This window comes from Corynebacterium xerosis NBRC 16721 = ATCC 373, assembly GCF_001552415.1.
In the GTDB taxonomy this organism is placed as follows: Bacteria; Actinomycetota; Actinomycetes; order Mycobacteriales; family Mycobacteriaceae; genus Corynebacterium; species Corynebacterium xerosis.
On the sequence record NZ_BCRD01000003.1, the window covers coordinates 213,693 to 238,641 of the forward strand.

Genomic DNA, 24,949 nt, shown 5'->3' on the forward strand with positions numbered 1-24,949 from the left:
CCTACGCCGCGCACCTGGTCGCGCCGATGCAGGAGCCCCAGCGCGAGGCCACGACATCGCACAGCAGCGTGCCCAGGGGCTCGGCCACCGCCGCCCGCCCGGCGACGCCGCGCACGGCGAGGTCCCACAGCAGCCCCGGCGCGGTGAACAGCGGCGCGACCACCAGGCCGCGTCCCCGCTCCGCCGCCGCGGCCACGGCGTCGTCGATGTCCGAGCCCAGTTTGATGGCGAACGCGGCCCGCACCCGGCCCGGCAGCATGCCGTCGAGGCCGGCGGCGAAATCGCGCACCGCGTCGTCGGCCGCCGCAGCCGACGACCCGACCGCCACGATGAGCACGTCATCGCCCGGCGACGCCGCCGCCGCGAGCACCGAGCGCACCACGGCGCGGCGCACGCCGTCGCCGAGGCCCAGGCCATCGCGGATCTCCAGCTCGACGCCCGTGGCCGCCGTCGCCGCCGCGGCCTGCTCGGGCAGGTCGACGGTGCGGTGGAAGGCCTCGGTGAACAGCAGCGGGACGATCACCGCGTCGCGGATGCCGCGGGCGGCGAACTCCGCGCACAGCCCCTCCAGCGACGGGTCGATGAACTCCAGCCACGCCACGCGCACGTCCTCGGGCCCGCCGGCCGACGGCGCGGGCAGCGTCGCGCGCACCGACTCCGCCAGCGCCTCCAGCGCCGGGCGGGCGCCGTCGTGGCGCGAACCGTGGGCGACGAGGATCAGCGCGGTCATCGCACCAGACCCGCCGTCAGCGTGTCGCCGGTGCCCGGCTCGACCAGCAGGAACGCTCCCACCTGGCCGCCGGCGCGGTAGGCCTCCACCGGCAGCGGGCGGGCCAGCTCGACGGTGACCTCGGCGACGTCGTTGACCTCGAGCCGGTCCGCCGCTCCGACGGGCTCGCCGGTCTCGATGTCGATCAGCGCGTCGATGGACGCGATGCGGCCGCGCACCAGCGCCGAGCCGTAGCGCACCTCGACCACGCGGCCGACGTTGAGCGGGGAATCCGACAGGTGCACGGCCACGGCCGTGAAGCGCTTCCGGTCCTCCGGGCGGTCGACCGAGGAGATCAGGTCGCCGCGCGCCAGGTCGAACTCGGCGTCGAGGCTGACGGCCACGGACTGGCCTTCCACCGCGGCGCGGACGTCCTCGCCGGCGACGGTGACGCGCTCGACGACGGCGCTGCGGCCGCCGGGCAGCCCCACGACGTCACCGACCTCGACGGAACCGGCGGCGATGCGCCCGGCGTAGCCGCGGTAATCCGGCACGCGCAGCACGTACTCGACGGGCAGGCGCAGGCCCTCGCGCAGGTTCGCCGGCGTCTCCAGCGTCTCCAGGATCTCCAGGACGCTCGGACCGCCGTACCACGGGGTGCGGTCGGAACGGTCCACGATGTTGTCGCCGACCAGGGCGGACACGGGGACGACGCGGACGTCGTCAAGCCCCAGACGATCCGCCAGCGCCCGCACGTCCGACTCGATGCCGCGGAACACCTCCTCCGAATAGTCGAGGAGGTCGATCTTGTTCACCGCCACGATGACATGGCGCACGCCCAGCAGCGACGCGACCGTGGCATGGCGCTTGGTCTGCTTGACGACGCCGTTGCGCGCGTCGACCAGGACGACCACCGCTTCCGCCGTGGACATGCCCGTGACGGTGTTGCGGGTGTACTGCTCGTGGCCGGGGCAATCGGCGAGGATGAAGGAACGGGCGTCGGTGGCGAAGTAGCGGTACGCCACGTCGATGGTGATGCCCTGCTCCCGCTCGGCGCGCAGGCCGTCGACCAGCAGCGACAGGTCGGGGCCCTCCTGGCCGCGGGCGGCGGAGGTGGCGGCGACGGCCTCGTACTGGTCGGCGAGAATGTTCTTGGTGTCGTGCAGCAGCCGGCCGACGAACGTGGACTTTCCGTCGTCGACGGAGCCGGCGGTGCAGAGGCGCAGTGCGGTGGTCATCAGAAGTAGCCTTCCTTCTTGCGGTCCTCCATCGAGGATTCGGAGAGTTTGTCGTCGGCGCGGGTGGCGCCTCGTTCGGTGAGGGTGGACTGGGCGATCTCGGCGATGACCTCGTCGATGGTCGACGCGGTGGACTCGACGGCGCCGGTGCAGCTCATGTCGCCGACCGTGCGATAGCGCACCGTGCGGACCTCGACCTCTTCGCCGTCGCGCGGGCCGCCCCACTCGCCCGGCGCGAGCCACATGCCGCCCCGGTTGAACACCTCGCGCTGGTGCGAGAAGTAGATCGGCGGCAGCTCGATGCCGCGGGCGCCGATGTACGCCCACACGTCGGCCTCGGTCCAGTTGGAGATGGGGAACACGCGGACGTTCTCGCCCGCGGCGTGGCGGCCGTTGTACAGGCCCCACAGCTCGGGGCGCTGGCGGCGGGGGTCCCAGCCGCCGAAGGAGTCGCGCACCGAGAACACGCGCTCCTTGGCGCGGGCCTTCTCCTCGTCGCGGCGGGCGCCGCCCATGACGGCGTCGTAGCCGGCATCGGCGATGGTCTCCACCAGCGGCACGGTCTGCAGCGGGTTGCGGGTGCCGTCGGCGCGCTCGGTCAGCTCGCCGCGGTCGATCCAGTCCTGGACGTGGGCGACGCGCAGGGTGATGCCCGGCTGCGCGGCGATCTTGTCGCGGAAGGCGATGACCTCGGGGAAGTTGTGCCCGGTGTCGACGTGCAGCAGTTCCAGCGGCACGGGCGCCGGGGCGAAGGCGCGCTTGGCCAGCTCCAGCACGAGGACGGAATCCTTGCCGCCGGAGAACAGCAGCGCGGGGCGGTCGAACTGGCCGGCGGTCTGCCGGATGATGTCGATCGACTCGGCCTCCAGGGCGGCGAGGCGGGGATCGAGGGTGGTGGTCGCGGTTGTCATGGGTTTTCTCCTAGTTCTTCTTCCCGGTCACGTGTGCAGGCCGCACTCGGTCTTTTCGGCCCCGGCCCAACGCCCGGAGCGCGGGTCGGCGCCGGGGGCGACGCGGTTGGTGCAGGGGGCGCAGCCGATGGACGGGAAGCCGGCCTTGGTCAGGGGGTGGATGATGAGGTCGTTGTCCTCGATGAACCGGTCGACGTCGTCGTCGGTCCACGCGGCCAGGGGGTTGAGCTTGATGCGGCCGGTCTTGTCGATCTCCAGCACCGGCGTGTTCTTGCGCGTCGGCGCATCGACGCGCTTGAGGCCGGTGACCCAGCCCTCGTAGGGCAGCTTCATCCGTGCCAGCGGTTCGACCTTGCGCTGGGCGCAGCACGCGGTCATGTCGGTCTTGTACAGCTCCGGGACGGCACCGGCCACCGGCTGGATGCGCAGCAGACGGTTCGGGTATCGCTTGTCGACGGCATCCGCCACCTCGATGGTCTCCGGGAAGTGGTAGCCGGTGTCCAGGAAGATCAGGTCGGCGTCCGGGGCGTGGCGCGCCGCGAGTTCGGCCAGCACCGTGTCCTGCATGGAAATGGTCACGGCCAGGTTGGTGCCCAGGTGCTCGGCGCCCCATTCGATGATCTCGCCGGCGGAGAGCTTCTCCAGCGACGGGCCATGGTCCAGCGCGAGCTCCAGCAGGCGGCGGGCGACGGCGGGGTCGGCGAGGACGTCGGGGTTTTCGGTCGAGGGCTGAATCGCGGTGCTCATGCCACTCCCCTTTCAACTTGTCCGTGCAGTTTGACGGTGAACACGCGGCAGCATTCGCGGCACTCCCACGCGTAATCGGTTTCGGCGTCGGGCCAGAGGTTCTCCCCGCCGCAGTACGGGCAGTGCATGACCGCGCCGCGATTGGGGTTCGGGTGGGCCGAACGGCCCGAGATGCCCAGGTTGGCTGCGTCGCTCACTGGAGGTCCTCCTCGGCGGCGCGGACGACCCAGTGGCGGAACTGCTCGCCCTCGGTGCGCTGCTCCTTGAAGTTGTTCACGATGCGCTCGATGTAGTCGCCCAGCTCGGCGGAGGTGACCTTGTGGCCGCGCAGCTTGCGGCCGAAGTTGGCGTCGAGGCCCAGCGCACCGCCGAGGTGGACCTGGAAGCCCTCGACGCGGTTGCCCTCGTCGTCGGTGACGATCTGCCCCTTCAGGCCGATGTCGGCGATCTGCGTGCGGGCGCAGGCGTTGGGGCAGCCGTTGAGCGAGATCCCCAGCGGCACGTCGAGGTCGCCAAGGCGGGCCTCCAGGTCGGCGACCAGGTCGATCGCGCGGGTGCGGGTGGTGACCAGCGCCAACTTGCAGAACTCCAGGCCGGTGCACGAGATGATGCCCCGTCGGAAAGCGGAGGGGTTCGCGGACAACCCGAGCTCGTCGAGATCCGCGACCAGCGAGTCGATCCGGTCGGCCTCGACGTCGAGGAGCACGAGCTCCTTCATCACCGTGGTGCGCACGCGGCCGACGCCGTGGGCCTCGGCGATGTCGGCGAGCTTGACCAGGTCGGTGCCCGGCACGCGGCCGACGGCGGGCTTGACGCCGACGTAGAACTTGCCGTCCTTCTGCGGGTGGACGCCGATGTGGTCGCGGTCGGCCTCCCACGGCTCCGGCGCGGGACCGTCGGCGAGCTTGCGGCCCAGGTAGTCGTCCTCGAGCACCTGGCGGAACTTCTCGATGCCCCACTCGGCGACCAGGAACTTCAGGCGGGCGCGGGTGCGCAGTCGGCGGTAGCCGTAGTCGCGGAAGATGCGGGCGACGCCGGCCCACACCTCGGGGACGTCGTCGAGCGGCACCCACGCGCCGAGGCGCTGGCCGAGCATCGGGTTGGTGGACAGGCCGCCGCCGACCCACACGTCGAAGCCCGGGCCGTGCTCGGGGTGGTCGACGCCGACGAACGCGACGTCCTGCACCTCATGGGTGACGTCCAGGCGCGGCGAGCCGGACACGGCGGACTTGAACTTGCGCGGCAGGTTGTTGAACTCGTCGGTGGACAGGTACTCGTCCTTGATGCGGCGGATCGCCGGGGTGCCGTCGATGATCTCGTCGGCCGCGACGCCGGCCACGGGCGAGCCGAGGATGACGCGCGGCACGTCGCCGCAGCCGAAGTGGGTGTCCAGGCCGACGGCGGCCAGGCGGTCCCAGATCTCCGGCATGTCCTCGATGCGGATCCAGTGCAGCTGCACGTTCTGGCGGTCGGAGAAGTCGGCGGTGTCGCGGGCGAAGTCGCGGGAGATCTCGCCGATGGCGCGCAGGCCCGCGGTGGTGGTCTGCCCGCCGTCGAGGCGGATGCGCAGCATGAAGTACTTGTCCTGCAGCTCGGCGTTGGTCTTGACGCCGGTGTGCTCGCCGCCGAGGTTCTGCTTGCGCTGGGTGTACAGGCCGATCCACTTGAAGCGCGGGGCGAGGTCCTCGGCGGGGATGGAGTCGAAGCCCTGCTTGGCGTAGATGTCGCGGACGCGCTGCTGCACGGCGATGCCGGCGTCCTCCTGCTTGATGCGCTCGTCGTCGTTGAGCGGCTCGCGGCCGTCGATGAGCCATTGCCCCTGGGGCTTCTTCGCCTTGGGGCGGCGGGCGGGCTTGGTGGCGGTGGTCATGGGGTCACTCTCTTCGCTTGACGACGGCCCTGAGGCAGACCGTTCGGTACGTTTCTTCTGGTTCGCTTCTTCTAGTTCACTTCGGCGGCGATGGCCGGATCGGGCTTCTCGGCCCCGTCGGCCCCGCGGGCCTCCCGCAGCTCGACCCTCTTGCGGCGCCACGGCAGGGTGTCGTGGCGGCGGGACCACAGCAGGGTGGCGGCCACCGCGGCGACCCAGGCGCCGAGCAGGACGCCCAGGGCGGCGCCGGGGAGGTGGCCGTCGGCCAGCGTGCGGATGTTGAGGAAGACCAGCACGCCGCCGATGACGATGCCCAGGCTGCGGGGGTTGATCCGGCCGACCAGGTACGCGGCCAGGGGAGCCGCGGCGATGCCGCCGACGAGCAGGCAGATGATCGGCAGGGTGTGGGCGGAGAACTCTTCGCGCAGCATCGGCAGGAAACCGATGACGGCGGCGACGGCGACCAGGAACTCGGCCGCGGAGACCGTGCCGATGACCTTGCGGGGCTGATCGGCTTCGGCGCTCATCAGCGTCGACGTGGTCACCGGGCCCCAACCACCGCCGCCGGTGGCATCGAGCAGGCCGCCGACCAGGCCCAACGGGCCGAGCTTGGCCAGGCCCCACTTGCGCACGCCCTTCGTCCGCCCCGTGGAGAAAAATGCGAAGCGGACCAGGACCCACAGGCCCAGGCACAGCAGGATGGTGGAGGTGACGGGCTTGGCCGCGTCGCCGTCGAGGTTGGACAGGAAGGTGGCGCCGACGAACGCGCCGACCGCGCCGGGGACGCCGAGGCGGATGACGCGGCCCCAGTCGACGTTGCCGAAGCGCCAGTGCGAGGCGCCCGACGCGAAGGTCGTGCCGACCTCCACGACGTGGACGACGGCCGAGGCGGTGGCGGCGCCCGTTCCGGAAAGAATGAACAGGGTCGTCGCCGTCACGCCGAAGGCCATGCCCAGCGTGCCGTCGACGAGCTGGGCTCCTAGACCTATCAACGTGAACAGAACGATTTTCTCCATGGGCCGAACACTAGACAGGCCGGTCTGTTCAAGGCGCGGTAAAAATCAGCGTGAATCGAACACCGCCGCCGCGGCCGCCGTCCCCCATCATCGGATCCCATGACTACCCGAAAGCTTCGAGTCGCCATCGTCGGATCCGGCCCCGCGGGCATCTACGCCGCGGACGCCCTGATGAAGTCCGGCCGCGACGTGTCCATCGACATTCTCGAGCGCCTGCCCGCGCCGTTCGGCCTCATCCGCTACGGCGTCGCTCCCGATCATCCGCGCATCAAGGGCATCATCAAGTCCCTGCACCGCGTGCTGGACAAGCCCGAGGTCCGCCTTTTGGGCAACGTCGACGTCGGGCGCGACGTGTCCGTCGCGGAACTGCGCAGGCTTTACGACGCCGTCGTGTTCGCGACCGGCGCCACCGGCGATCGCGACCTGAACATTCCCGGCGCGGACCTGGAGGGCCACCATGGCGCCGGCGAGTTCGTCGGCTTCTACGACTCGCACCCCGAGTTCGCCCGCGAGTGGGACCTGTCGGCCGAGTCCGTCGCCGTCGTCGGCGTGGGCAACGTCGGCCTGGACGTCGCCCGCATCCTGGCGAAGACCGCCGATGAGCTGCACGTCACCGAGATCGCCGACAACGTCTACGAGGGCCTGGGCGCCAACGCCGCCCGCGAGGTCCACGTCTTCGGCCGCCGCGGCCCCGCCCAGGCGAAGTTCACGCCGCTGGAGCTGAAGGAGCTCGACCACTCCCCCACCATCGAGGTCGTCATCGACCCCGAGGACATCGACTACGACGCCGCCTCCGAGTCCGCCCGGCGCGAGTCGAAGATCGTGGATCAGGTGTGCTCGATCATCGAAAATTACGCGATCCGCGACCCGAAGGGCGCTCCCCACAAGCTCCACATCCACTTCTTCGAGTCCCCTGTGGAACTGCTCGGCGAGGACGGCCGCGTCACCGCCATCCGCACCGAGCGCACCAAGCTCGACGGCAATGGCGGCGTCGTCGGCACCGGCAAGTTCACCGACTGGCCCGTCGGCGCCGTGTACCGCGCCGTCGGCTACCGCTCCGACGCCGTGCCGGAGGTGCCGTTCGACGAGGCCAAGGCCGTCATCCCCAACGAGGGCGGCCGCGTCGACGGCCACGTCGGCCTCTACGCCACCGGGTGGGTGCGCCGCGGCCCCGTCGGCCTGATTGGCAACACCAAGGGCGACGCCAACGAGGCGATCGGGAACCTGCTGGCCGATTGGGACGAAGGCATCCTGCAGCTTGCGGCCGAGCCGTCGGAAAGCGCGGTCACCGAGTTCTTCGACGTCCGCGGCATCGAGTACACCACCTGGGACGGATGGCACCGCCTCGACGCCGCCGAACGCGCGGCCGGCGAAGCCGAGGGGCGCGAGCGCAAGAAGTTCGTGGAGTGGGAGGACATGGTCGCCCACTCGCGCGATCGCACCGGCGTGCCCGCCGGTTCCTTCAGCAGGTAGGGCAGCGGGCCCGCCAGCAGCGGGAGCCGGCGGGTTTCGCCGAGGCGTTTCGCCGTACCTCAACCTGCCGGTGCGCCCGACCGAACCCCTCGGGGTCACCCCCTCCGGCACCCTTCACCGACTCGGCCGCGGACGCGATTAGAGTTGACGCATGGCATACCACGCGGATTCGTCGGACCTGCAGCAGAAGGAAATTCTCACCTGGGAGGGGTTCGGCGTCGCCTCGCGCGAGTTGGCGCAGACCATCGCGGATGACGGGTACGAACCGGAGATCATCATCGCCGTCGCGCGCGGCGGCCTCGTCGCCGCCGGCGCCCTGAGCTACGCGCTGGGGGTGAAGCTGTCCGACGCGATCAACGTCGAGTTCTACACCGACGTCCACACGACTTTGCCGGACCCGATCCTGCTCGAGCCGATGCTCGACGTCGCGTCGATTTCCGGCCGCAAGCTGCTGGTCGTCGACGACGTCGCCGATTCCGGCCGCACCATGAAGCTGGTTCTGGAGATCCTCCGCGAGCAGGGCGCCGAGGTCCGGTCCGCGGTGCTGTACGAGAAGTCCGTGTCCGTGGTCAAGCCCGACTACACGTGGCGCCACACCGACGAGTGGATCGTCTTCCCCTGGTCGGCCGAGCCGCCGGTGACCAAGAACTAGTTTTTTCGGGGTCCGGCACGAGGCTTTACGACGGGCCGACGTTCGCCCGCGCGGCGGGCTCCGCCGATCCGACGCATTTCGAATTCGCCGCGGGCAGCCATCCAGATCGTATAGGAGCCCGCTGGTTTCAGCCTCACCCTGCCCTACATTCGAACACATTTACTAATTCGTCGCGCTGTCGAGGGTTTGAAATCCGCGCGATGTTCTAGCATGCGAACTGACGGACGAAGGGGAGATGGCGTGAGGGGCGCCATCGGCGGCCGTCGGATACCGGGGAAGACCGGGGGACATCGATGCGCGATCACGCATCCGAATCACCGACCGACAGGCCGGTTGCAACACCGGCTGAGACACCAACCGAAGCACCTACGAAAGCACCTACCGCAGCACCTGCCGAAACATCTGCCGATGCACCGGACCCGGCACCATTCGGCGCACACCGGAACAGGCCATCGCCCTTCGACGCCGCGTGCGCGCCCGGCGCGGCTCGCTGGGTGCACGAGTTCGCGGGCGCGGCGTCCATCATCGGCATCCGCCACAACCGCGATGAACTGCGCATCGCCGAAGCATGCGCGCCACCAGACGGCACCGCGGACGTCGCGGACCACCTGGCGCACATGGCCCTGCAGTTCGGCATGACGCCGGGGTTCGCCGAGTGCTATGCGGACGTCGGCACCATGTTGAAGAGGTTCCCGCGGCTGGCCCGGGTTCTGCGGCACCGGGGCCACATGCCGTTTTCGCACGTGCGCACCCTCGCCCGCTGCACGCTGACCGCACCCGACGACATCCTCGTGGAGTTGGAGGAGATGCTGCTCCCACTGATCCTGCCGAAGCGGGACGGGCAGGGGCTCAAGGGATGGCGGGCGCTGCATAATCGCATCCAGGAAGTCATCGAAAGGTTGGCTCCGCTGGCGCGGCCATTGGACGCGGACCCCGAGTCGTCCGACGTGCCCGCCCCGGCCGCGGATCCCGATGCGCCACCGCAGGAGTTCATCGACGTCGCTCAGGACGAGCGCGTCACCTACATCACCGCGCAACTGGATAAGGCACGGGCGCACGAATTGTTCGCCGTCCTCGGCGCCATCTGCGCCGCCGAGAAGTGCTCGCGTGCCGAAGCCCTGACCCACCTGGTGCGGGGCACCAGCGAAGTGTCGGTGACGTTGAACGTCTACAAGAGCTGGGAAACCGGTGACACATGGGTACCCGGCACGGGCCGATGGGCCGCCGGAATCATGTCCGACGACTGGTTGGGAATGATCGACGGCGCCCGGCTCTGCGGCGACTCGACCACCGGCGGGTACGCGCCGTCGGAGGCGCAGAAGGCGTTCATCGTCGGCCGCGACGGCACGTGCCGCTTCCCCGGTTGCGACCGGCCCGCCCACCGCACCGAAGGCGACCACGTGGAGCCCTTCGACCACGACGATCCGGGTGCCGGCGGCGCGACCGACACCGAAAACCTCCACTGCCTGTGCAAACGGCACCACGATCTGAAAACGCAGGAGTTGTGGGACGTGCTCCGACTTCCCGACGGCACCGAGTACTGGACCTCGCGGTCGACGGGGCTGGTCGCCGCCAGCGTGCCGTCGGGACCGCTCGCCGGGAAACACCGCACCAACTTCACCGCCCGGCAGATGCGCAAACGGCGCACCCTGGCCGAACACAACGAGAAAAGGCTGCGGATCATGGAAGCCGAACGCGCCATCGTCGCCGAAGCGCGGGCGAAACAACGTGGGAACGACGAAGGAGGACTCATCAGCGAAGAAGCCCGTCGCCGCCAAGCGGAAGTCGAGCGAATTTTCGGCGAGGCGGCGTGAGGGCCGGCTACTTCACCGGTTCGGTTGATTCACCCGCCGCCTACTTCACTCACCGCCTACTTCACCGGCTCAGCAGAGACTTTCAATGCAGAGGCGGCGGTGAAGGCGTTCTCGCGGGCGACGTCGACGGTCTCGGCGGTGGACACGGCAACGCCCATGCGGCGGCGTTCGTGTGCTTCGGGCTTGCCGAAGATGCGCACGTCGGTTTCGGGGACGGCCAGCGCGTCGGCAAGCCCGGAATAGGACGGGGCGACCGCATCGAGTCCGCCGTAGACGACCGCCGACGCCCCCGGCGACGTCAGCGTGACGTCGATGGGCAGTCCCAGGATCGCGCGGGCGTGGAGCTCGAACTCGGAACAGCGCTGTGTGCCCATGGTGACCAGGCCGGTGTCGTGGGGACGGGGGCTGACCTCGGAGAACCACACGTCGTCGCCGCGGACGAACAGCTCCACGCCGAAGATGCCGCGGCCGCCGAGTGCGCCGGTGATGCGGGCGGCGACGGAACGGGCGTTGTCCAGCGCGACCTGCGACATCGGCATCGGCTGCCACGACTCGACGTAATCGCCGTCGACCTGGCGGTGGCCGATGGGCTCGCAGAACCACGTCGCCGGCTCGCCGGTGGCTGGATCGATGGAACGGACGGTGAGCAACGTGATCTCGTAGTCGAAGTCGACGAAACCCTCGACGATGACGCGCCCCGAGGACACGCGGCCGCCGCTCATGGCGTAATCCCACGCGGCGCCGACGTCCTCCCGGGACCGCACGGTGGACTGGCCCTTGCCGGACGAGCTCATCACCGGCTTGACCACGCACGGCAAGCCGATCTCCTCGACGGCCGCGGCGAACTCCTCCCGCGTCGAGGCGAAGCGGTAGCGCGACGTCGGCAGGCCGACCTCCTCGGCGGCCAGGCGGCGGATGCCCTCGCGGTTCATGGTCAGCTGCGCGGCGCGGGCCGTCGGGACCACGGTGGCGTCGCCGGCGGCCTCCAGCTCGACGAGCGCATCTGTGGCCAGCGCCTCGATCTCCGGCACGATGAAGTCGGGGCGAACCTCGGCGACGAGGTCCTTCACGGCCTCCGCGTCGGTCATGTCCAGCTCGTGCCAGAAATGCGCCACCTGATGCGCCGGGGCGTGGGCGTAGCGGTCGGCGGCGTGGACCTCGACGCCGAGACGCTGGAACGCGATGGCCACTTCCTTGCCCAGTTCACCCGATCCCAGCAGCAGAACTCGCGTGGCGCCCTCCGTGTACGGGGTGCCGATGGATGCGGGGGTGAACATTGGATCTCCTCGGTGGTCGGTCGCCGCGGCGAATCGCGTCAGTTACATCCTAGGCGCAGCACCCGGTCGAATTCGGCGTGCACGGCAGCGGGATCGACCTGCTTGATGACGCCCACCTCCCGGCCACCGCCGTCCCCGGCCGTGCGCTCGACCGCGCCCCGGTCGCCCGCGACGGCGCGCAGATTCATGGCCTCGACGCCGAAATCCACCGTCCCGCAGGCGACCATCGCAGCGAAGAGGTCGTGGACCTGCGCCAGGTAGCCGATGCCCTGGCCGCGGTGGAAACCGAAGTAGAAGCGCAGCGCATCGGCGACGACGGTGCCCAGTTCGCCGGGGATGGCCCACCGCTCGATGTCCTCCGGGCGGACGATGATCGTCTCGGTGACGTCGAGGGGGCACAGCGTCAGGGGCCGGCCACCACCACCGAACACCGCCGCCACCGCGTCGGGGTCGACCCAGAAGTTCCATTCGGCCGTCGGTGTGGTGTTGCCGGGGTGATCGACGGCGCCGCCCATGACGGTGAGGCGATCGAAGCGCGCGGCGAGCTCCGGGAACCGTGCGACGGTCGTCAGCGGCCCGGTGACCAGCAGGTCGGCGGGACCCGCGTCGAGGGCGAGGGTCCAGGCGCCCGGCGCGGCGCCGGTGGCGTCGCAGGCTTCCACCGCCGCGCCGGACGACGGGGGCCGGTTGAAGCCGAGGCCGAACTCCCCGTGGGTTTCCGGCGTCGTGGTCAGCGGCACCTTCAGCGGTGCCCCGAACCCCGCGGCGACGGGCACGTCGGGGCAGCCGCACAGGTCCAGGATCCAGCGGGAATTGCGGGAGGCCTGGCACACCGTGGTGTTGCCGGCGGTGGCGGTCACTGCGGCGAGCTCGATCTCGCCGGCGCGGTGCAGGCCGGCGAGGTAGATCAGGGCGAGCATGTCGTCGATGCCGGTGTCGACGTCGGCGACGATGCGGCGGCGGTGGGAGGTCATGCGCCAACCATAACCGCGACCTACCCTGGCCCCATGACCGCGAACGAAGCAGCAGCCGCCATCCTCGCCGACCTCGCCGACACCGCCGCCGCCCGCGAGGCCCTGTACAAGGACCTCCACCGGCACCCCGAACTGTCGATGGAGGAGCACCGCACCTCCGGGGTCATCGCCGATGAGCTGGCGCGGATGGGCGTCGAGGACATCGCGATCGGCGTCACCGGCCGCGTCGGGGTCATCCGCAACGGCGACGGCCCCGTCGTGGCCATGCGCGCCGACTTCGACGCGCTGCCCATGGACGAGGAATCCGGCGTCGACTACGCCTCGGTCAACCCCGGGGTCGCCCACTCCTGCGGCCACGACGTCCACGTCACCGCCCTGCTCGGCGCGGTGGAACAACTGAACGAGCACCGCGACGCGTGGTCGGGGACGTTCCTGGCCATCTTCCAGCCCGGCGAGGAAGCAGGCGCGGGGGCGCGGGACATGGTCAACGCCGGCATCGTCGACAAGCTGCCGAAGCCGGCCGTGGCGCTGGCACAGCACGTGCTGGGGACCGTGCCCGGCGGGGCGGTGGGCACGCGGCGCGGACCGGTGCTGACGACGGCGAGCTCCATCGAGATCACCGTCCACGGCGCCGGCACCCACGGCTCCATGCCGAATCTGGGCGTCGACCCGATCGTGCTGGGCGCGGCCATCGTCGGGCGGCTGCAGACCATCGTTTCCCGCGAAGTCGCGCCGACCGACACGGCCGTGGTCACCGTCGGCAGCTTCCACGGCGGCACGAAGTCGAACATCATCCCCGACTCGGTGACGCTGCTGGTCAACACCCGCGCCTACGACACCGACGTCGCCGAACGGCTCCACGCCGCCATCGAACGCATCGTCCGCGCGGAATGCGACGCGGTCCGCTCCCCCAAGGCCCCCGAATTCCGGTACTACGACCAATACCCGCTGACCATCAACGACGATGCCGTCACCGACCGCGTCCGCGCCGCGTTCGACGGCTACTTCGGCGACGACTCGGTGGACATGCCGGCCGCCCCCGCCTCCGAGGACTTTTCCATCATCCCCGACGCCTTCGGCACCCCGTACTGCTACTGGGGGCTCGGCGGATTCGCCGACATGGAATCCGCCCCCGGCAACCACTCGCCGAAATTCGCCCCGGACATCCAACCCACGCTCGACCGGGGCGCACAGGCCATCGTCGTCGCCGCCTGCGCGTGGCTGGCGGCCGACTGACCGGTTAAGCCAGCAGGTCGTTGACGATGATCGTCTGGTCGCGGCCCGGGCCGACGCCGACGTAGGAGATGCGGCAACCCGACAGCTCCTCCAGCCGCGCGAGGTAATCGCGGGCCTTCTCCGGCAGCTCCTCCAGAGTGGTGCAGCCGGTGATGTCCTCGTCCCACGCCGGCATGGTCTCGTAGATTGGCACGGCGTGGTGGAAGTCCGACTGCGTCAGCGGCATCTCGTCGTGGCGGACGCCGTCGACGTCGTAGGCCACGCAGATCGGGATCTCGCCGATGCCGGTGAGCACGTCGAGCTTGGTCACGAACAGGTCCGTGAAGCCGTTGACGCGGGAGGCGTAGCGGGCCAGCACCGAGTCGTACCAGCCGCAGCGGCGCAGGCGGCCGGTGTTGACGCCGACCTCGCCGCCGGTGGTCTGCAGGAACTCGCCCCACTTGTCGAACAGCTCCGTGGGGAACGGGCCCGCGCCGACGCGGGTGGTGTACGCCTTGATGATGCCCAGCGTCGACGTGATCCTCGTCGGGCCGATGCCCGCGCCGACGCACGCGCCGCCCGACGTCGGGTTCGACGAGGTCACGAACGGGTAGGTGCCGTGGTCGACGTCGAGCATCGTCGCCTGGCCGCCCTCCATGAGGACGTGCTTGCCGGCGTCGAGGGCCTCGTTGAGCACGTACGCCGAATCGACGACCATCGGCTTCAGGCGGTCCGCGTAGGACATGAAGTAGTCGAAGATGCGGTCGGCCTCGATGGCCCGGCGGTTGTACAGCTTCACCAGGATCTGATTCTTCTGGTGCAGCGCCGCCTCGATCTTCTGGCGCAGGATCGACTCGTCGAAGATGTCCTGCACGCGCAGGCCCACGCGGCCGACCTTGTCGGCGTACGTCGGGCCGATGCCGCGGCCGGTGGTGCCGATGGCGCGCTTGCCCAGGAACCGCTCGGTGACGCGGTCGAGGGTCTGGTGGTACGGCGCGACCATGTGGGCGTTGCCGGAAATGCGCAGCTTGGAGGTGTCCGCGCCGCGGGCCTCGAGACCGTCGATCTCCTCGAAAAGGGCCTCCAGGTTGACCACGCAGCCGTTGCCGATCATCGGCGTGGCGTTCTCGGACAGCACGCCGGCGGGAAGGAGCTTGAGCTCGTACTTCTCGCCGCCGACGACGACCGTGTGGCCGGCGTTGTTGCCGCCGTTGGGCTTGACCACGTAATCGACGCGGCCGCCGAGGATGTCGGTCGCCTTGCCCTTGCCCTCGTCGCCCCACTGGGCGCCCACCACGATGATTGCGGCCATGTCATTCACTCCAACAAGTCGGTTGATAAACCCCCGGCTAGTGTAGTCGCATGCGGATTTTGACGTTGCGTTGCGGTGTCGGCGACATGCCCCTCCTCCCCGGCCGGCGCGACCTGGCGTTCCTCGACGACGTCGCGAAGCAGGTCCTGCCCCACGACGACAACCCCACGCCCGACGAAATCGCCAAGGGCAAGGAGGTGCCGCACCTGGGCGCCCCGCAGCTCGCCCCGCAACGGCCGAGCGAGCCGGCGCGGGTGATCGTCGTCGGCCCCGACGCGTCGCTGGCCGCGGTGGTCACGCATTTGATGCGGCGCAATCTGCTGTGGTTCGAGGTCGCGCACGTGCCCACCGCGCCGTCGCCGGCGGCCCGGAACTGGGGGCTGGTCGGCGATTCGGATTCCGCGGGCTCCGGCGAGTTCGGCCTGTCCATGGCCGACGCCGAGACGCGCCCCGTCCGCCCCGTGCCTCTGATCCGCGACGACACGGGCCAGGCGATCGTGGGATTCGCGCTGCTCACGGAGCCGGGAATCGAGGGCACGTCCTCGCGCGGCGGCCTGCGCGGCGAGGTGTGGGTCGACAGCGGCGAGCTGTTCTCCGGCGTTTCGCATGGCGTGCAGGTCCGCGCCCTGCCGGACGCCCCGGGGCTGGTCGCGGCCGAGTTGCCGCCGCCTCCGGGGCAGCGCCGCGGGTTGTTCCGCACCAAGCTTTCCGACGACGACGGCCTCGCCGACATGGCCGGCAACCCCCGCATGCTGCACGAGCCCCTGACGGGGCGCGCGGTCCAGGCCGGCGGGCCGGGATTCCGCTACGTCCGCGACGGCGTGGAGACCAAGAAGCCGCGCGAGAAGACGACCATCTACCGTCACCTGCTGGATCTGCAGCTGGTGCGGTGAGGTGGTGCGGGCCGGTGCGGTGAACGCCCTGAACGCCTAGGCTGCGGGGAAGCTCTTTCTTACCCGAAAGCACGAAAGGCGGCCCCCATGTCCACCGACGTCAAGACAGGCCCCATCCCCACCGTCCACGATCCGAGCATGATCGCCCGGCTGCTCTGCGAAATGCTGGGCACCCTGTGGCTGGTCTTCGGCGGCGCCGGGTCCGCGGTGTTCGCAGCCAGCCAGATCCAGGAAGGCAACATCAACATGGGCCTGGGTTACCTCGGCGTGGCCCTGGCCTTCGGCCTGACCGTGTTCACCGGCGCGTACAGCTTCGGCACGTTTTCCGGCGGGCACTTCAACCCGGCCGTCACCATCGGGCTTGCCGTCGGCCGCCGCTTTCGGTGGCGCGACGTGCCCGGATACATCGTCGCCCAGGTCATCGGCGGTCTGCTGGCCGGCGGGCTGATTTACATCATCGCCTCGGGCAAGGACGGGTTCGAGGCCACCGGCTCCATGGCCGCCAACGGCTACGGCGCCCACTCCCCCGACGGCTACGGCCTGACGGCGGTGCTCATCGCGGAGATCGTGCTCACCGCGTTCTTCCTGTGGATCATCCTCGGAGTCACCGACAAGCGCGCCACTCCGGGCGCGGCCGGCGCCGTCATCGGCCTGGCGCTGACCCTGATCCACCTGATCTCCATCCCGATCTCCAACACCTCGGTGAACCCGGCGCGCTCGATGGGCGTGGCGTTCTTCCACGGCGACGGCGCGCCCGGCCAGCTCTGGGTGTTCTGGCTCGCGCCCATCATCGGCGCGATCATCGCCGGCGTGACGTACAAGTTCATCACCGACGCCAGGGACTGATCCTCGCCCCTTGATCCTCGCCCTTTAATCCTCACCCTCGTCGAGGTCCCACACCTCCGGCGGCATCGCCGGCCGTGACACCGTCGGCGGCAGGGCGGCGACCGCGGACAGCCGCGACAGGCCACAGACCTGCAGCAGGTCGACGACCAGCGACCGGCACTGCGCGAAGATGACCATCTCCGACAGCGTCGCCCCTTCGACCACCGCCGGCTTCATGTGGGCGGCGAGGATGCGCAGCTCGCGGATCGCCGCCTCGTGCGTGACGGGTTCGGGGCCCTCCGCCCTGTCCCCGCCGTCGCCGGGGTCGACGACGGCGAAGGTGCCGGTCTTCGAATCGTCGGGGGGCAGCTCGCCCCATTCGGGGACCTCCGCCAGCGACGGGGTGTCGTCGAGCAGCCGGCGCACCACGTGCATGGCGTGGCTGACGCCCATCACCAGCTCGACCAGCTCCGGCGACGGCTCCGTGTGGTCCTCCGACGCCGTGATCGCCCGCCGCGCCAACACGCGGATGTTGCGCAGGGCGTTGTCCACGGGGTGCACCAGCCGGGCCAGCGTTCGGAACTGGCGACGCCGCCCCCACAGCAGGGGCGACAACTGCACCTGCTCGACGCCGTCGGCGATGATGCGGTCCATCTGCGTGACGTCGTTCTGCGACGCCCGCGCCACCTGCAATCCCGCCCGGATGCGGTCGGTGTCCCGGTCGCGCAGGCCGCGCGCCACGTCGTAAAGCACATCCGACCCGAGGTCGAGGACCATGGCCACCGTGCGCCGCGCCTCCGCCGTGGGATTGCGCGGCAGCACCGCCATGACCAGCACGCCAATCAGGCCGCCGACCAGGGCGTCGACCATGCGCTCGTAGGACAGGGACGTGCCCGGCGGCATGATCGTGGCGATGAGCACCGCCGACGACGCCGCCTGATTGACCACGAGTGGGCCGCGGCCGACGAAAACGCCGATCATCATGGCCACCAGCACGCCGACGGTCAGCTGCCACACGCCCGGCCCGAGGACCGAGAAGATGACGTCGCCGACGCCGACGCCCAGCGCCGCACCGAAGACCAGCTCCATGCTGAATTTCAGGCGCGGCCCGGCCACCATGACGTTGAGGCCGATGAACGCCGCCATCGGCGCGAAGAACGGATTCGGGTGACCCAGGACCTCCAGCGCGAACCAGTACGCCAGGCCCGCCGCCACCGACGCCTGGATGACCAGCAGCCACCGCGTCCGCAGCCGCTCAACGCCATGCAGGAATCGCGTGCGCGGGCGCATCCGGCGGCGCACCGCCATCGCCGCACGCGACGCCGGGTGGCGCAGGGCGTCGAGGTACTCCGTGGCGTCGTGGCCGACGTCGCGGGGCTCGCGCGGTTGGCCGGGTTCGCAGGGATCGTGCATGGGCCGCGCGCCCCTACAGGTCGGTGGCGGCCACCGCGGACTGATCGCAATCCTGCAGCAGGGCCAGGCAGCGGTCGTACTCGTCGTCCTCGCCGATGGCGCGGGCGGCCTTCGCCAGCGCCGAAATGGCGCGCAGGACGCCGCGATTGGGCTCGTGCGACCACGGCACCGGGCCGAAGCCCTTCCAGCCGTTGCCGCGCAGCAGGTCCAGGCCACGGTGGTAGCCGGTGCGGGCGAAGGCGTAGGCGGTGACGTCGTCGCCGCGCTCCAGCGCCGCCTCCGCCAGGTCCGCCCAGGCGCGGGAATCGCGCGGGCAATCGCGGATGACCTGGTCGGCGGGCTTGCCGGCCGCGCGGGCGGCTTCGGCGTCGTCGAACGGGGGGAGGTGGACCGGCGGGGGCGCCATCATGTCGTTGAGCTTCATGGCGACCACTATGCCAGCGACCGCTACGCCAGTGCCTTGAGTCCGACGATGCCGCCGACGATCAGCGCCAGGAACAGCATCCGCAGCGGCGTCGCCGGGTCGCCGTCGAAGATCATGCCGTAGGCGACGGTCAGCGTGGCGCCGATGCCCACCCATACCGCATACGCCGTGCCCAGCGGCAGCTCGCGCATCGCCCAGGCCAGGCCGCCCATGGAAATCACCAGGGCGACCAGGAACACGACCGTCGGCCACAGCCGCGTGAACCCCTCGGACTTGCCGAGCGCCACCGCCCAGACGGACTCGAAAACCCCGGAAACGGCGAGAATCAACCATGCCATGACAAAACATCCCTTTCAGGCCGTCTTGTCATGGACCGGGTACGGCTCCCTCGTCCGGGAGGTCGCGCTGTGCGTCTCTGGCCTCACATCATGTCAAAGTCGCGCGTCGACTTCCACTGCCACGGCCAGGTCCTCCCAGCTCATCCCGGCGGTCTTGAACACCACCGGGCGGTCGGAGTCGGCCAGTTCGCGGGCCAGTCCCGGCTTGACGACGACGTCCCGGAACGTCGTCCAGTCGCCCCGTTCGAGGTGGCCTTCGTCGACGGCGATCATCACGTCGCCGCATTCCGTTTCGGCGACGTGGGGGTCCTCGACGATGACGGCGGCGCGGCCCATCAGCTCGCCGGGCAGTTCGCGCTTGGCGGGGTCGTGGGCGCCCATGGCCACGACGACGGCGTGATCGGCGACGTCGGCATCCGCCAGCACCGGTTCGGCGGCCGAGGTGGCGCAGACGATGAAGTCGGCGTCGGCCGGCAGCTCCGTGGCCACGACGTGCGGCACGTCGCAGTCGATGTCGCGCGGGGTGCGCACGACGAAGGTGACCTCGACGCCGTCCTCGCCGCCCTTGCCACCGCCGAACAGCTCCACCGCACCGAGGGCGTGGTGGACGGCCTGCGGGCCGGAACCGATGATGGCCACCCGCAGCGGCGCGCCGGGGCGGCGGCGGGCGGAGAGGATCTCCAGCACACCTGCGAAGGACACCGCCGGGGTGCGCAGATCCGTCAGCGCCGGGCCGTCGAGCAGGGCGACGGGGACGAGCGTCGGGCCGTCGAAAAGCAGGTAGGCGCCCTGGATCCACGGGTCGCCGCCGACGGTGAGCAGCTTGACTCCCGCATGGTCGCGCGACGTCGACGGCATCCACAGCAGCTGGCCGCCCGACGGCACCTCGGCGCCGCCGCGGGGGATGTCGGCGGCCGGATCGAGGCCCTCGAGCAACGCGGCGCGCAGCACGTAGGCGGCGCGGCCGACGGTCATGGCGGAACGGACGGCGGCGGAATCGACTACTCGCACGAAGGACCCTTCGGGGTATGCGGGGATTGGTCGGGGGAATCGGTCTTGCGGCGGGCGTCCTCGGCGACGCGGGCGGCGGCCTCCATGAGCATCCAGCCGGACAGCTGCACCGACAGGTCGCGCTCGCGGATCGCGCCCTCGCGCACCGCACCGCCGACGGACGCCGACACCAGGCCACCGGCCTGCGGGAACGTGGCCGACTTCGTCCAATCGGCCGGGAACAGCGGCAGGCCGTCGACCTCCAGGCGGTTGTGCCACGCACTGTTGGCCGTGGCCAGCACCAGACGGCGGGCGATGCGGGAGGCCGCGCGGTCGGTGCGGCCGTCATCCGGCAGGCGCAGCGCGGCGTCGGCCAGGTAGCGCACCAGCACGCCGTTGAACAGGCCGCCGTCGCCACCACCGCCGCCCTTGATCACGTTGTCCGACGTCGCCATGTCCTTGGCCACCGCGTGAATGATGTTGTGCAGGCGGGTGAGGTAACCCGTCGATGCCTCACGGTCGCCGCGCTCGCGCAGCGCCAGGGCGATCTCCAGGCACGCGCCGATCATGACGCCCTGGTTGTACGTGTAGCGGCCGCGCTCGATCTCCCTGCCGGCCATGGCCAGGCGCACGCCGTCGAGGATCAACCCCGAATCGTCGACGAGGTTGTCGAAGATCCAGTCCACCAGCGTGCAGGCCTCGTCCAACCGCCCGGCGCGGGCGAAGGCGATGGCCGCCGGCCCGTTGGAGGGCACGTTGAAGAACACGTCGCCCACCCGCCACGGCAGCACGCCCGTCGACGGATCGATGCCCTCCGCCAGCGAATGGAGCAAACGGCGGTTCGTGCCGCGGGCGCCCCGGCCGACCTGGCTCGCCCGGCCCAGCGCCAACGTCATCCACGCGCGATCGTCGTAGTACTTGTTCGACGACAGCGGCGACAGATTGCGGATGCGGATGCCGCGGATGGTCGCCTGCACCGCCTTGGACTTCTCGCGCGACGGCACGCGCGCGGCGGCGTCGATGAGGCAGTCCAGATAATGCGCCTGCCACCAGTAATGCCACGACATGAAGGCCTTGTGCGCCACCGGCGCGGGCCACGACGGCACCGCCAGATTCGTCCCCGGCAGCCCCCACAGGCGGGACGCGTGCCGGTCCCTGATCGCCTGCTCGGCCACATCCGCGCGATAGGCCCAGTTCTCGGCCTCGGTTCGCGACATCCTGGTCACCACGTGGCGCTCCTCTCCGGTGTTCCCGGTTAATCCCCGCTCATATTACGTGCCGCCGCGGATTCACCACGCGTCGCCGATCTGCGCGTGCGTTCGAATCCACGCGTGCATGGCGATCCCCGCCGCCACGCCGGCGTTGATGGACCGCGTCGACCCGAACTGGGCGATGGACACCGTCATGTCCGCGGCGTCGCGGGCGGCCTCGGTGACGCCCGGGCCCTCCTGCCCGAACAGCAGCAGGCATTCGCGCGGCAGCTCCGCCGTCTCCAGCGGCACCGACCCGGGCACGTTGTCCACGGCCACCACCGCAAGCCCCCGCTCCCGCGCCCACGCCACGACTTCGTCGACGGTGTCGTGGTGGTGAAGGTGCTGGTAGCGGTCGGTGACCATCGCGCCGCGCCGGTTCCAGCGCCGCCGGCCCACGATGTGCACGGCCGCCGCCGCGAACGCGTTGGCGGTGCGCACCACGGTGCCGATGTTCATGTCGTTTTCGAAGTTCTCGATGGCCACGTGCAGCGGGTGCCGCCGCGCGTCGATGTCCGCGACGATCGCTTCGCGCGTCCAGTACCGGTACGCGTCGACGACGTTGCGGCGGTCGCCGTCGTCGAGAAGCTCCGGATCGAACCGGGGGTCGGTCGGCCTGGGCTGGTCGGGGTGCTCGTGCGCCCACGGGCCCACGCCGACGCGCGGCCGGCCCCATTCGGTGGGGCCGGGCTCGTCCCCGCCGCCGGGAAGTTCACCGCTCACTTGCGGCCGAGCTCCAGGATGCCGTCGACGAGCAGCAGCTGCGCCGCGGTGTAGGTGTCCATGACTCCAGCGTCCAGGAGCTTTCCGACGACGCCCTCCTCGCCGACCAGCGCGCGCAGCATGAGCAGCGCGTCGGAGACGAGGAACAGGTTGCCGCCGTGGCCGATGCCGTAGCGGGGGTCGCCTTCGGCGAGTTCCCCCGCCGCGCCGACGGGGCGGGCGGGTCCGGCGGCGCCGGCGGACTCGAGCACCGGGTCGTCGCCGAGCATGGAGGTGGTGGTCAGCAGCAGGCCGTACCCGGCGGCCGCGGGCAGCAGGTCCGGGCGCGTGAACGCCGCACCGGCCGTCGACGCCGCCCACAGCGGGTAGCGGGCCAGGGAGCGGAAACGGTTGGGGCGGGCCCCGGCGTCGTGAAGCATCTTGATGTACGCGATCTGATTGACCGCGAACGCCGCGGCGCCCTTGTTCAGGTCGTTCTTGCGCGGCATGAGCACCAGGTCACCGAGCCAGCCACCGGCCAGGCCGATGAGCAGGCCTGCGGTGACGGCGGGCTTCGTCTCGTGGCGACGGCGCACCACGGAGGCGGCCAGCAGCGGCATGAGCAGCGTCTTCGACACCTTGCGGACCTTCTCCGCGCCCAGCGCCGAGGACACCACGTTGACGGTGGCGGCGCCGACGTACGCGGCGCGCTCCGGCTCGCGCGTGGAGCGGGAGACGGCGCTGATCAGCGCACCGGCGCCTTCGAAAGTGCGGCGCAGCGCCGCCTGCTTGACGGTCTCTGCCCCGATGGTCACGGTCTTCTTGCCCATGTCTACTCCAGTCCCAGGTCGGTCAGTCCGAGCAGGTACCGGTACTCCAGCCCCTGCTCGCGGATGACGTCGGCGGCGCCGGTGGCGCGGTCGACGACGGTGGCCACGCCCACGACGTCGGCGCCGGCTTCGCGCAGCGCGGCGACGGCGGTCAGCGGCGAGTTGCCGGTGGTGGTGGTGTCCTCGACGACGAGGACCTTCGCGCCGACGATGTCGGGGCCTTCGACGCGGCGCTGCATGCCGTGCTTCTTGGCTTCCTTGCGCACCACGAACGCGTCGATGGGGCGGCCGGCGGCGTGCATGACGGAGGTGGCCACCGGGTCGGCGCCCAGGGTCAGACCGCCGACGGAGACGTAATCCCAGTCGGCGGTGAGCTGGCGCAGCAGCTCGCCGATCAGGCCGGACGCCTTGTGGTGCAGCGTCGCGCGGCGCAGGTCGACGTAGTAGTCGGCCTCCTTGCCCGACGACAGCGTCACCTTGCCGTGGACGACGGCCAGCTCCTTGACCAGCTCGGCGAGTTCCGCGAGCTTAGTGGCGTCTACCTGGGGGTTGTTCATTGCTGCTGGTCCTTGTCTTCGTCGGTGTCCGTGTCGGTGCTGTCTGAGGCTTCGGTGGTGTCTGGCTCGGGTGCTCCGTCGCCGAAAATTCCGGCGGGCCCGGTGTCGGGGCGGATGATCCGGCCGCCGGTCACGGTGGCCCGGCTGTGTTCGGGGTCCTCGCCCAGCGCGGGCAGGCCCGAGGCGGACTCGCCGATGTCCCGGAACTCGCCGTCGCCCATCCGCTTTCCGACGGACCGCGTCGGCATGTCCACCGGCACCGGCGGCGCGGTCGGCGGGCGCCAGGTGGGGGCTTCGTCGGCGGGTTCGGCGACGGCCGTGGCGGCCGCGGGTGCCGTGGCGACCGGCGAACCGGACGCCAGCGGGCGCAGGTGGCCCGGCGCGGCGACCTCCCCGTCGCCGGCGGCCGGGCGGGTGGGGTCGCGGTGGCCGGCGTCGAGTTCGCCGATGGACCCCGGCGACGGGGGCAGGCGGCGGGCGATGTCGGCGAACGCGGCCAACGGGGCCAGCGCGTCGTCCCAGTCGTCGGGGCCGGAGCCGTCGGCGAATGCGCCGATGACCCACTCACCCTCCGCCCAGGCGGCGTCGATGACGTCGGGGAGGTCGCGCAGCGCGCGGTGGGCGCGCTCGTCGAAGATGCGGTGGATGATCTCCGGGTCGGTGGCGGAGACGGTGATGCCGTCTTCGACGCCGACCTCCGGGAGGTCGGTGCGGCCGTCGCGGGAGAACTCCAGGATCTCGTCGGACGGGATGGCGCGGCGCAGCGCCAGCAGTGTCACGCCGCCGACGTCGCACAGGTGCATCTCGCGGCCGTGGGCGAAACCGCTGACCACGTCGCGGGCGTCTCCGGCGGGCACGCGGTCCCACCACGAGGCGACCTCGGCGTCGATCTTGCGGAAGTCCGCGTTGCGACCCAGCGCCCACGCCCTGCGGGCTCGGCGGGCCGCCATGCCCGCCAGCGGGCCGACGTTGCGGAGGTCCTCCCGCGTCGGGAATCGCGACGCCAGCGACGGGCGATGGCGGCGCACCGGAGCGGGTTCGGGTTCGAGATCCAGGGGTTCGTCGGCGGGATCGATGGGGTCGGTGGGGGCGGCCGATGCGGCGACATCCGCAGACTCGGTCTTTTCGGCCGACTCGGCCTCGACCACCGTGTGCGCTTCGCGCGACAGCTCGGGGTCGGGCCGGGGTTCGGGTGCGGGCACCGGTTCCGGCCCATGATCGAGTTCCGGCTCGGCGTCGACGTCGATCACCGGCTCCCGGTCGTCCTCGGGTTCGGGCTCGGGCCCGGGCTCGACTGCAGGCTCTCGTGCAGCCTCCGACTCGGATTCGCCGAGGTCCGCGACATCCGATCCCCGCGCCTCTTCGGTCTCGGGGGCCGTGCCGGGGGCCACGTGGGCGTCGTCAAGCGAAGAAGACGCCCGCGCGCGGCGGCGCGAATCGAGCACGAACAACGCCGCGCCCGCGCCCAGCAGGGCGATCCCGAGGAAAATGAAGAGGTAAGTCATCGTGGGAACAGTCT

At 70.7% G+C, this 24,949-nt stretch carries 25 protein-coding genes and 1 riboswitch; of the genes, 6 read left to right on the forward strand and 19 right to left on the reverse strand.

All coding sequences use genetic code 11. The annotated features are described in order from the left end of the window. Position 1: 1 nt before the first annotated feature. From CX1_RS06560 to CX1_RS06585, 7 genes are all read right to left on the reverse strand, one after another. Positions 2-730, reverse strand: coding sequence for a sirohydrochlorin chelatase (locus CX1_RS06560; RefSeq protein ID WP_060925433.1), 729 nt, complete (start codon positions 728-730; stop codon positions 2-4). Further along, positions 727-1,947, reverse strand: coding sequence for a sulfate adenylyltransferase subunit 1 (locus tag CX1_RS06565; protein ID WP_046650420.1), 1,221 nt, complete (start codon positions 1,945-1,947; stop codon positions 727-729). Before CX1_RS06565 ends, CX1_RS06560 begins: the two co-directional genes overlap by 4 nt. Then, positions 1,947-2,858: a sulfate adenylyltransferase subunit CysD gene (gene cysD / locus CX1_RS06570; RefSeq protein WP_060925434.1), complete on the reverse strand. Its 912-nt coding sequence runs from the start codon at positions 2,856-2,858 to the stop codon at positions 1,947-1,949. The genes CX1_RS06565 and cysD overlap by 1 nt, the downstream gene beginning before the upstream one ends. Positions 2,859-2,885: 27 nt before the next feature. After that, on the reverse strand, positions 2,886-3,605 hold the full coding sequence (locus CX1_RS06575) for a phosphoadenylyl-sulfate reductase (protein ID WP_046650419.1): 720 nt from the start codon (positions 3,603-3,605) through the stop codon (positions 2,886-2,888). Next, positions 3,602-3,802, reverse strand: a complete 201-nt coding sequence (locus CX1_RS12035) for a hypothetical protein (RefSeq protein ID WP_102214002.1) — start codon at positions 3,800-3,802, stop codon at positions 3,602-3,604. Before CX1_RS12035 ends, CX1_RS06575 begins: the two co-directional genes overlap by 4 nt. Continuing rightward, a complete protein-coding gene (locus CX1_RS06580) occupies positions 3,799-5,475 on the reverse strand; it encodes a nitrite/sulfite reductase (RefSeq protein WP_046650417.1) in 1,677 nt (558 codons plus the stop codon). The genes CX1_RS12035 and CX1_RS06580 overlap by 4 nt, the downstream gene beginning before the upstream one ends. A gap of 71 nt (positions 5,476-5,546) precedes the next feature. Then, positions 5,547-6,491 carry a sulfite exporter TauE/SafE family protein gene (locus CX1_RS06585; RefSeq protein WP_046650416.1) on the reverse strand — a complete coding sequence of 315 codons (945 nt, stop codon included), beginning with the start codon at positions 6,489-6,491 and terminating at the stop codon, positions 5,547-5,549. A gap of 99 nt (positions 6,492-6,590) precedes the next feature. Between CX1_RS06585 and CX1_RS06590 the strand changes: the two genes are divergently transcribed. The 3 genes from CX1_RS06590 to CX1_RS06600 all read left to right on the forward strand — a co-directional run bounded on the left by CX1_RS06590 (position 6,591) and on the right by CX1_RS06600 (position 10,430). After that, entirely contained in the window at positions 6,591-7,964 is a 1,374-nt protein-coding gene (locus tag CX1_RS06590; protein ID WP_060925435.1) for an FAD-dependent oxidoreductase, read from the forward strand. Positions 7,965-8,115: 151 nt separating this feature from the next. Beyond that, a complete protein-coding gene (locus tag CX1_RS06595; protein WP_046650415.1) occupies positions 8,116-8,616 on the forward strand; it encodes a phosphoribosyltransferase in 501 nt (166 codons plus the stop codon). A gap of 293 nt (positions 8,617-8,909) precedes the next feature. Next, positions 8,910-10,430 (forward strand): HNH endonuclease, encoded by a 1,521-nt coding sequence (locus CX1_RS06600; protein WP_082719181.1) that lies wholly within the window; start codon positions 8,910-8,912, stop codon positions 10,428-10,430. A 56-nt stretch (positions 10,431-10,486) separates the two neighbouring features. Here CX1_RS06600 and purT read toward each other — a convergent pair whose 3' ends face one another. Both purT and CX1_RS06610 read right to left on the reverse strand, forming a co-directional pair. Next, positions 10,487-11,707 carry a formate-dependent phosphoribosylglycinamide formyltransferase gene (gene purT / locus CX1_RS06605; RefSeq protein WP_046650414.1) on the reverse strand — a complete coding sequence of 407 codons (1,221 nt, stop codon included), beginning with the start codon at positions 11,705-11,707 and terminating at the stop codon, positions 10,487-10,489. Positions 11,708-11,745: 38 nt separating this feature from the next. Next, positions 11,746-12,681, reverse strand: a complete 936-nt coding sequence (locus CX1_RS06610; RefSeq protein ID WP_060925436.1) for a nucleoside hydrolase — start codon at positions 12,679-12,681, stop codon at positions 11,746-11,748. A 33-nt stretch (positions 12,682-12,714) separates the two neighbouring features. Here CX1_RS06610 and CX1_RS06615 point away from each other — a divergent pair, with 33 nt between their 5' ends. After that, positions 12,715-13,917 (forward strand): amidohydrolase, encoded by a 1,203-nt coding sequence (locus CX1_RS06615; RefSeq protein WP_046650412.1) that lies wholly within the window; start codon positions 12,715-12,717, stop codon positions 13,915-13,917. A 4-nt stretch (positions 13,918-13,921) separates the two neighbouring features. Here the strand turns inward: CX1_RS06615 and CX1_RS06620 are convergent, their stop codons facing one another. Beyond that, positions 13,922-15,208 (reverse strand): adenylosuccinate synthase, encoded by a 1,287-nt coding sequence (locus CX1_RS06620; protein WP_060925437.1) that lies wholly within the window; start codon positions 15,206-15,208, stop codon positions 13,922-13,924. 86 nt (positions 15,209-15,294) lie between these two features. Here CX1_RS06620 and CX1_RS06625 point away from each other — a divergent pair, with 86 nt between their 5' ends. Together CX1_RS06625 and aqpZ are read left to right on the forward strand one after the other, a co-directional pair. Next, positions 15,295-16,101 (forward strand): hypothetical protein, encoded by an 807-nt coding sequence (locus tag CX1_RS06625; protein ID WP_255217646.1) that lies wholly within the window; start codon positions 15,295-15,297, stop codon positions 16,099-16,101. An 87-nt stretch (positions 16,102-16,188) separates the two neighbouring features. After that, positions 16,189-16,947, forward strand: coding sequence for an aquaporin Z (gene aqpZ, locus CX1_RS06630; protein WP_371440288.1), 759 nt, complete (start codon positions 16,189-16,191; stop codon positions 16,945-16,947). Positions 16,948-16,971: 24 nt separating this feature from the next. On the opposite strand, the gene CX1_RS06635 is transcribed toward aqpZ, so the two are convergent. The 9 genes from CX1_RS06635 to CX1_RS06675 all read right to left on the reverse strand — a co-directional run bounded on the left by CX1_RS06635 (position 16,972) and on the right by CX1_RS06675 (position 24,935). Beyond that, positions 16,972-18,339 carry an FUSC family protein gene (locus CX1_RS06635; RefSeq protein WP_052753194.1) on the reverse strand — a complete coding sequence of 456 codons (1,368 nt, stop codon included), beginning with the start codon at positions 18,337-18,339 and terminating at the stop codon, positions 16,972-16,974. 13 nt (positions 18,340-18,352) lie between these two features. Then, entirely contained in the window at positions 18,353-18,763 is a 411-nt protein-coding gene (locus tag CX1_RS06640) for a DUF3151 domain-containing protein (RefSeq protein ID WP_046650427.1), read from the reverse strand. Positions 18,764-18,786: 23 nt separating this feature from the next. After that, on the reverse strand, positions 18,787-19,101 hold the full coding sequence (locus CX1_RS06645) for a DMT family transporter (RefSeq protein WP_046650410.1): 315 nt from the start codon (positions 19,099-19,101) through the stop codon (positions 18,787-18,789). 14 nt (positions 19,102-19,115) lie between these two features. Further along, positions 19,116-19,182, reverse strand: a riboswitch (guanidine-III (ykkC-III) riboswitch). 12 nt (positions 19,183-19,194) lie between these two features. Further along, positions 19,195-20,112 (reverse strand): ornithine cyclodeaminase family protein, encoded by a 918-nt coding sequence (locus CX1_RS06650; protein ID WP_217994757.1) that lies wholly within the window; start codon positions 20,110-20,112, stop codon positions 19,195-19,197. Then, positions 20,103-21,308 (reverse strand): glycoside hydrolase family 76 protein, encoded by a 1,206-nt coding sequence (locus CX1_RS06655; protein ID WP_174520153.1) that lies wholly within the window; start codon positions 21,306-21,308, stop codon positions 20,103-20,105. Before CX1_RS06655 ends, CX1_RS06650 begins: the two co-directional genes overlap by 10 nt. A 72-nt stretch (positions 21,309-21,380) precedes the next feature. Then, complete coding sequence (locus tag CX1_RS06660; protein ID WP_046650409.1) at positions 21,381-22,064, reverse strand: TrmH family RNA methyltransferase; 684 nt, start codon at positions 22,062-22,064, stop codon at positions 21,381-21,383. After that, a complete protein-coding gene (locus tag CX1_RS06665; RefSeq protein WP_060925441.1) occupies positions 22,061-22,873 on the reverse strand; it encodes a lysoplasmalogenase in 813 nt (270 codons plus the stop codon). Before CX1_RS06665 ends, CX1_RS06660 begins: the two co-directional genes overlap by 4 nt. A gap of 2 nt (positions 22,874-22,875) precedes the next feature. Beyond that, the gene (gene pyrE / locus CX1_RS06670; protein ID WP_046650408.1) at positions 22,876-23,430 is read right to left on the reverse strand and encodes an orotate phosphoribosyltransferase; all 555 of its coding nucleotides are present in this window, start codon (positions 23,428-23,430) and stop codon (positions 22,876-22,878) included. Beyond that, on the reverse strand, positions 23,427-24,935 hold the full coding sequence (locus tag CX1_RS06675) for a type III secretion system chaperone family protein (RefSeq protein WP_060925442.1): 1,509 nt from the start codon (positions 24,933-24,935) through the stop codon (positions 23,427-23,429). Before CX1_RS06675 ends, pyrE begins: the two co-directional genes overlap by 4 nt. Between the last annotated feature and the right edge of the window lie 14 nt (positions 24,936-24,949).